Annotated in this window: 1 protein-coding gene; it reads left to right on the top strand. The window is 71.5% G+C overall.

The window, feature by feature from the left end; translation table 11 throughout:
* The first annotated feature begins 742 nt into the window (after nt 1-742).
* Complete coding sequence (locus ACZ6S4_RS23545) at nt 743-964, top strand: FmdB family zinc ribbon protein (protein WP_465476976.1); 222 nt, start codon at nt 743-745, stop codon at nt 962-964.
* Nucleotides 965-1,460: the final 496 nt, after the last annotated feature.

Genomic DNA, 1,460 nt, shown 5'->3' with positions numbered 1-1,460 from the left:
CCGTCCGCGGCCTGGCCCTGTGCGGCCTTGCCCTGTGCGGCCTTGCCCTGTGCGGCCTTGCCCTGTGCGGCCTTGCCGTCCGCGGCAGGCTCGACGGCAGCCTTGCCGTCGTCAGCCTTCCCCTCCGGCCCGGCCTTCTCATCTGCCTTGCCTGCCGTTTCCGCCGACGCCCCAGTCGTAGCGCCCGCAGCCGGTGCGGCGCCCCCGCTCGGCGGTGCCGTGGAGCCAGCGGCCCTTTCGCCCTCGGTGGTCGCACCGTCGGTGCCTGTTCCCGGCCCAACAGCCGCAGCACTCGTAGCGCCGGTTGCCACAACCTTCGGCTGGTATGTGCCACTCGTAGCGCCGGTAGCCACAACGCTCGGCTGATATGTGCCGCCAGGGCGATCAGTCGCCCTCTCTGCGGGTGAGTCCGACTTGTCGGGCACGTGCTCGGATGTGGTCGATCCAGGGCTTGACTCGCCGGACTGACCAGCCGCCCGCGCGGCATCATCGCCCTCTACCGAGCCCGCCGCCGGAAACGCCTCCTCAGGCGCCGCGCCGGAGCTACCAAGGGGCCCGCCAAGATGCGGCGCCGGAGGCCGTGGCCCGCGCCGCTTCGGGGATCTGTCCTGCCCGTCCGCCACCCGAACGACACTACCGGGCGACAGCGACCCCCGGCGCCCATGGACCTCGCCCGATGCGTCATCCACAGCCCGGGCGACCAGGGCGGCGAACTGTCACAGCGGAGCCATACCCTGTCTCCATGCCGCGCTATGACTTTCGCTGCCGCGCCTGCGGCGACACCTTTGAGCTGAACCGGCCGATGGCCGAATCCGCCGCCCCCGCCACGTGCCCGCAGGGGCACGCGGACACGGTGAAACTCCTGTCTACAGTTGCCGTGACCGGCCGGAGCGGCGCGACGCCCGCCCCCCAATCAGGCGGCGGCGGGGGCGGAGGCTGTTGCGGCGGCGCCTGCGGCTGCTGAGAAGCCCGACGCCCGGGGACCCGCCCGGCAATCACGCCCGCCGACTCAAGCCGGCAGCGGCTGCGCCCAACTCGCTGCCGACGAAGGCGGACCGGCGGCCGGCGGGAGGCTGCATCCTGCTCGCTGCGGGCGGTGGTGACTAGCCGAGTTACAGCAGCATGCATCCGAGCTTCCTACCAGGGTGAGGTCACCGGCGGACAGCGGCTGCACTTGCTGCCGCCGACCTATCGGCGGCAGTTGCCTCAGCCGTGGAATCAGCCCCTAAGGCCACCTGACAGCATCCGGTCGCCCCGACTGATCCCGGCCCCGACTAAGACGAGGTGGCCTGACCAACTGCCTGCGCCGGATCACGACCGGGCTGGTCGATCGGCTGCCTTCGCCGGTTCACGACCTGGGTGTTCGATCGGCTGCCTTCGGCGGTTCACGACGTGGGTGGTCGATCGGCTGCCTTCGGCGGTTCACGACGTGGGTGGTCGATCGGCTGCCTTCGGCGGAT

The sequence above is a fragment of the Actinoplanes sp. NPDC051405 genome, from assembly GCF_055586185.1.
The sequence above is the reverse complement of the archived record's forward strand: the minus strand, read 5'-3'. Positions and strand labels throughout refer to the sequence as shown.

Coding starts and splice junctions, on each gene's coding strand:
- ACZ6S4_RS23545 (WP_465476976.1), top strand. CDS start 743: ATGCCGCGCTATGACTTTCGCTGCCGCGCCTGCGGCGACACCTTTGAG.